The organism is Methylovulum psychrotolerans, assembly GCF_002923755.1.
GTDB lineage: Bacteria > Pseudomonadota > Gammaproteobacteria > Methylococcales > Methylomonadaceae > Methylovulum > Methylovulum psychrotolerans.
This window is the reverse complement of sequence record NZ_PGFZ01000009.1, coordinates 112,564-118,277: the sequence shown is the minus strand read 5'-3', so window position 1 is coordinate 118,277 and position 5,714 is coordinate 112,564. Positions and strand designations below refer to the sequence as shown.

Sequence of the window (5,714 nt, the reverse complement as noted above, 5' to 3'; positions counted from 1 at the left end):
GACGGACAGGGCAGGGTCGCTGAGGAAAGGCACATACTCCCGGCAAAACAAAAACAACGACCGTTCATGAACCGCCAGCAAAATCGGCACCCTGTCCTCAGGCAACGGAAAAACCTCCCCCGCATCCGAAGATGGCGGCGCTTCCGGCTCCGTTTGGCCGGCCTGAGCCAGCAATTGTGCCAACAGCCGACTCTCGCAATCAATAAAATACCGCCGCGCCTCACGGCCGCGTTCATTTTTTTCCACCATCGCCAACTCCTTAGCGACATCCATCTTAAGGTGATACTCAATAGGGACGACAAGCCCCTTGTCATCAATGACCCGGTTGTTTTTGTCCCTTTTGTATCCATCACTAAATTTAGTGATGGATGCATAGTCATCGCCTTCGACAAACCCGTACTCCCTGAACCGACGTTTGATCCAGCTCGAAAAGTCCTGTTTCGAGCCGAGAAATTGGTGCAACTCCCGCGCATCCACCGCAGGGCGCAACGTCCCGCCAATCTCCGCCATAAACACCGGCACCAAACCGTCCGCCCCGGACGGCATTAACGTTACCGCATCGCCACCCAGACCAATTGCTACACCATCCATATCAGTTTTCGTCATACCTTTCCCTTTATCCCAAAGCATTAACCCCTTTATCCATCGCCAAAATTGGGGATGGATGCAAAGCATTTTTTCGGCTAACCAAAGCCATTAAAAAAATCAAAAAACCAAAACCCTCCCCATCTGGTCGGGCAAACAAACGCCACCGCGCAAAGCGGAAACAATACACAACTGCAACGCGGCCTTTTTTACGGCCCATGACAGGAAAAGGAAAGCCCCCAAAAAACCCCAAGCCCAACCAGAACCGCCAGCAAAATCGGCATCCTGTCGGCGGGCAACGGAACAACCGCCGCCGTATCCGGCGGCGGTGCTTCCGGTCGCGTTTGGCTGATTCGAACCAACAATTGCTCCCAAAGGACGTTTTCTGAGTCAATGAAAAACCGCCGCGCCGCACGGCCTTGGTCGCTCTTGTCCACCATCGCCAACACGTTGGCCGTATCCACCGACAGGTGATAATCGGTTGTCGTCTGAAGGCCAGCATTTTCCTTCTCCCCCATCTGGGGTAGCAGGAAATCTAGCCCCTCAATAAAGCCATACTCAGCAATACTGTTTTTGACCCACACCAAGCTGGTTTTGATATAAGGATAACACAGGTTATTTAATCGGCCATTATTTGGCAGTATTATCACATAACACACAAAAAAATACCGATATTTTCGCAGATAACGGTCGGTTGATACCCTATTGCCTAACCTTATGTTTACCGGCCTACCCGCGAAGAAACGGCCGAGGCGGTTTGTCGGGCTTGTCCAACCATCCCCACAGTACGCACAAGGCCAGCCAATAGCCATACCGGGTCTTGTCGGAAAGGCCATCGTGAGCCCGCCAAAACCCGATGACATGGCGCTTGCCCAGCCGCGCCGGGTGGCCGACGGCCTCCTGGGTCTCCACCCACGCAACAAACAGCAACAGCTTCTGCACCTGTTTCCGGCGGTGCGCCTTAGCGCCCTTACGGACATAACGGTGCGCCAAGCGCCGGATTTCATCAGCCAGTATAGACACGGGTCACCTCAATGCGGTTATGCCCCAGCTCACGCGCCAAGGCCAGCCGGGCGGTGGCGTCCAGCTTCGCCGCCGCCGCCCGGCTGACACCCAAATGCGCCGCCATCTTGGCGACGCGGTGCCGCCCCGCCCACCCGGCCTTCAACGGCGCCGGCACGCCGGCCAGTTCCGCATAACGGCGCTGGGCATAATGGTGGCGTTCCTGATGGAACCCGAACCCGGCCGCATAGGCCTGGCGGTAACAGCCGCGCCGGAACTCGGCATAGGTCATGGCCTTGGGCACCATCGAACGCCCGTCCTGAAGTTTTGCCGCCGCCGCCAACACCGCCAAAGTCCCCTGCGCCGCCGGCACCGTGCGCTTCCTGCCGCCCTTAGTGCCGGAGGTGAGGGTGAGCGTGCCTTTGGCCGTCGCCTCCTTCAGCGCCGCCTTCGCGTCCAACAACGCCGACTCCTTAAAACGCAGCCCGAAGGTGCGTTGCAGCTCCAACATCACCGCCACCCGCCCGTCCACCTTATCCTGCGCCGCCCGGTGTTCCGTAGCCGACAGCGCCTTACTTGCCGCCGCCACATGGCTGCGCTTGCCGATGCCGCACGCCTTGGTCGGGCTGACGCGCTCCCAACGCTGCCCCGTCGCATTGTCCATCACCGTATTCACCGCCGACACATAAACCTGGGCGGTCGCCGGCTTCATATCGCCCTTGGCCACCAGCGTTTGCAGATACTCCCCATACCTGACCACCAACGCCCGGTCGATTTTCTCCATCTTGTTCACCCCCTGCGGCTTCGCCCAATCGACAAACACCGCCCAACGGTCGGCAACACAGGCACGCGTACCGAAACTCATGTCCAACTTCGCCAACAGCAGCCCCGCCGCAAACTTCATGTCCCGCGAACCCAAGCCATAATTCCTTGTCGCCATTGCGGTTAGCCCCCAACACCGTCACCGAACCCAGCGCCGCCACGCGGCCGCCAACGCCAGATGAACGCAAACGCCGCCCGCCTTTTCTCATCCGCCCCGCCCGGCGTTTGTGCGGCCACAGCCTCCACACCGTCGAACATCCCGTCCCCCAAGCCATAAAAATAGGCGCGTAAGCACTGCCAGCGCAACCTCAGTTCCGCGACGGACAGGGCAGGGTCGCTGAGGAAAGGCACATACTCCCGGCAAAACAAAAACAACGACCGTTCATGAACCGCCAGCAAAATCGGCACCCTGTCCTCAGGCAAGGGAAAAACCTCCCCCGCATCCGAAGATGGCGGCGCTTCCGGCTCCGTTTGGCCGGCCTGGGCCAACAACTGCGCCAACAGGCGGCTCTCGCAACCAATGAAATACCGCCGCGCCGCTGCCTTGGCGTTCTTCTCCACCATCACCATCTCCTTGGCGACATCCAGCTTAAAGTGATATTCAATAGGGACGATAAGCCCCTTGTCATCAATGACCCGGTTGTTTTTGTCCCTTTTGTATCCATCACTAAATTTAGTGATGGATACATAGTCATCGCCTTCAACAAACCCGTATTCCCTGAACCGACGTTTGACCCAGCTCGAAAAGTCTTGTTTCGAGACGAGAAATTGGTGCAGCTCCCGCGCATCCACCGCAGGGCGCAACGTCCCGCCAATCTCCGCAGCGAACACGGAAATTAGGCCGTCCGCCACGGACGGCGTTAACGTTGCCGCATCCACACCAATTACCATACCATCTGCATCAGTTTTCGTCATATCTTTCCCCTTATCCCAAACCATTAATCCCTTTATCCATCGCCAAAATTGGCGATGGATGCAAAGCATTTTTCGGCTAACCAAAGCCATTAAAAAACATCAAAAAACTAAAATTCTCCCCATCTGGTCGGGAAAACAGGCCCAGCCGCGCAAAGCGGGTACAACACACAACGGCAACGCGGCCTTTTTACGGCCCATGACAGGAAAAGGCAAGCCCCCAAAAAACCCCAAGCGCAACCAGAACCGCCAGCAAAACCGGCACCCTGTCGGCGGGCAACGGAACAACCTTCCCCGCATCCGGCGGCGGCGCTTCCGGCCGCGTTTGGCCGGTTCGAGCCAACAAGGCCGCACGGCCTTGGTCGCTCTTCTCCACCATCGCCAACACGTTGGCCATATCCAGCGACAGGTGATAATCGATTGTCGTCTGGAGGCCAGCATTTTCCTGCTCCCCCATTTGGGGGGGCAGGAAATCTAGCCCCTCAATAAAGCCGTACTCAGCCATCCTGTTTTTGACCCACACCAAAAAATCCTGTTTCACGCCCAAAAACCGGTGCAACGCCCGCGCATCCACCGCAGGGCGCAACGTCCCGCCAATCTCCGCCATAAACAACACCGGAACCAAACCGTCCGCCCCGGACGGCATTAACATTGGCGCATCCCCACCCACACCAATTCCCACAGCATCCGCATCAGTTTTCGTCATACCTTTCCCCTTATCCCAAACCATTAACCCCTGTGTCCATCACCAAAATTGGGGATGGATGCAAAGCATTTTTCGGCTAACCAAAGCCATTAAAGATCATCCAAAATCCCAAAACCTTCCCCCGCATCCAGTGGCGGCGCCGCCGGCCGGATTTGGCCGGCCTGGGCCAACAACTGCGCCAACAGGCGGCTCTCGCAACCAATGAAATACCGCCGCGCCGCTGCCTTGGCGTTCTTCTCCACCATCGCCAGCTCCTTGGCGACATCCAGCTTAAGGTGATATTCAATAGGGACGACAAGCCCTTTGTCATCAATGACCCGGTTGTTTTTGTCCCTTTTGCATCCATCACTAAATTTAGTGATGGATGCATAGTCATCGCCTTCGACAAACCCGTACTCCCTGAACCGACGTTTGATCCAGCTCGAAAAGTCCTGTTTCGAGCCGAGAAATTGGTGCAGCTCTCGCGCATCCACCGCAGGGCGCAACGTCCCGCCAATATCCGCAGCGAACACGGAAATCAGGCCGTCCGCCCCGGACGGCGTTAACGTTGCCGCCCCGACATCCGCACTGACACCATCCGCATCAGTTTTCGTCATACCTTCCGCCTATTTCAAACCATCACCCTTTTTTGCCCTCCATCCATCGCTCATAGTGATAGATGACAGCCGTACCTTTCGGCAAACCCAAGCCATTAAAAAGCAAAAAAAATCCCAGAACCTCAAAATCCCAAACGCCAGGATCCACATCGGACAAGCAGCCCCCCGCCGCACACAAGACCAAAAAACCGCTACGGTTAAAAGAAAATTCACGACTTACCCAGCCGGAAAGGGTGTGTACAACGAGGAGCAAACGCGCGTCTTCTTACCCGCCGCGCAAAGCGGGAACAATAATGCAACCTTCACGGAAAAAAGGGATGGCCAATCCCGGCCACCGTCACAACACGACGGCGGCAGTACCTTTTTTACAGCCCATGACAGGAAAACCCCCAAAAACCCCCCAACAAAAAATGCTGGCGTCCGCGAAGGACAAGGGGTTTCGGGGCTACGACGGAAACCGTTTATGTCCGACATAAACGGTTTCAAAGACCCCGCGCCATCGCCAAACCCGACCGCCAAAAGCGGTGGTTTTGCCCCGGCGCGGGGCGAAGAGGCCAAAAAAGACAGGCCGCCAGCGGCGCTGCCCAAAAGGCATCGGGGAAATGCCGTCTTGCCCAAGCCCGGCAGGCGGGCGCAAAACGGAGGTGAAGTGACCCGCAGCCCCTCACAGGACGGCAGGCAAGCGCAAGCCCAGGCGCAACATCACAGATGCTACCCAAAGCTTGGAGGAATTAATGCCTGACGGCCACGTCGCTTACCGTGCCGACAAGTCATTGTTTCTGTTAGTATCGCGTACAGAGACGCCGTGTTTTCAAATCGCGGCGAAAGCCGCTTTGTTTCTATGCCGCAGCCAAAGGCCGCTGTGTTTCAATATCACGGCAAAGCCGCTGTGTTTCTAAAGTTGTCCGGTGCGGCTTCCTGCCGTCAAAACACTGACTTAAGCCCCGACTGTTTATTCGTCGTTTAAGGCGCTGAACTGGCGCCGCCTGATGACCCCTGCCTGGAATCACGATATGCGGATAAGATTGTCCGCCAAGCCGCACACTGCTGTCAACCGGTTGATTAAACGGTGGATTCCGCCGCCTTGCGTC

Annotated in this window: 8 protein-coding genes; 1 reads left to right on the top strand and 7 read right to left on the bottom strand. The window is 56.9% G+C overall.

Annotated elements, in window-relative coordinates:
• From AADEFJLK_RS17950 to AADEFJLK_RS17925, 7 genes are all read right to left on the bottom strand, one after another.
• Positions 1–606 (bottom strand): antA/AntB antirepressor family protein (locus tag AADEFJLK_RS17950; RefSeq protein WP_211299254.1); only part of this gene is annotated, 606 nt, incomplete at its 3' end.
• A 188-nt stretch (positions 607–794) separates the two neighbouring features.
• Entirely contained in the window at positions 795–1,235 is a 441-nt protein-coding gene (locus AADEFJLK_RS24705) for an antA/AntB antirepressor family protein (protein WP_170065172.1), read from the bottom strand.
• Positions 1,236–1,314: 79 nt separating this feature from the next.
• Complete coding sequence (locus AADEFJLK_RS24700) at positions 1,315–1,608, bottom strand: hypothetical protein (RefSeq protein WP_170065171.1); 294 nt, start codon at positions 1,606–1,608, stop codon at positions 1,315–1,317.
• On the bottom strand, positions 1,592–2,527 hold the full coding sequence (locus AADEFJLK_RS17940; protein ID WP_103975230.1) for an integrase domain-containing protein: 936 nt from the start codon (positions 2,525–2,527) through the stop codon (positions 1,592–1,594). The genes AADEFJLK_RS24700 and AADEFJLK_RS17940 overlap by 17 nt, the downstream gene beginning before the upstream one ends.
• Positions 2,528–2,532: 5 nt before the next feature.
• The gene (locus AADEFJLK_RS17935) at positions 2,533–3,324 is read right to left on the bottom strand and encodes an antA/AntB antirepressor family protein (protein ID WP_170065170.1); all 792 of its coding nucleotides are present in this window, start codon (positions 3,322–3,324) and stop codon (positions 2,533–2,535) included.
• A gap of 187 nt (positions 3,325–3,511) precedes the next feature.
• The gene (locus tag AADEFJLK_RS17930) at positions 3,512–4,027 is read right to left on the bottom strand and encodes an antA/AntB antirepressor family protein (RefSeq protein WP_170065169.1); all 516 of its coding nucleotides are present in this window, start codon (positions 4,025–4,027) and stop codon (positions 3,512–3,514) included.
• 89 nt (positions 4,028–4,116) lie between these two features.
• Positions 4,117–4,623, bottom strand: coding sequence for an antA/AntB antirepressor family protein (locus AADEFJLK_RS17925; RefSeq protein WP_103975227.1), 507 nt, complete (start codon positions 4,621–4,623; stop codon positions 4,117–4,119).
• Between the two features lie 463 nt (positions 4,624–5,086).
• Between AADEFJLK_RS17925 and AADEFJLK_RS24115 the strand changes: the two genes are divergently transcribed.
• Positions 5,087–5,365, top strand: a complete 279-nt coding sequence (locus tag AADEFJLK_RS24115; protein WP_146054652.1) for a hypothetical protein — start codon at positions 5,087–5,089, stop codon at positions 5,363–5,365.
• The last annotated feature ends 349 nt before the right edge of the window (positions 5,366–5,714 follow it).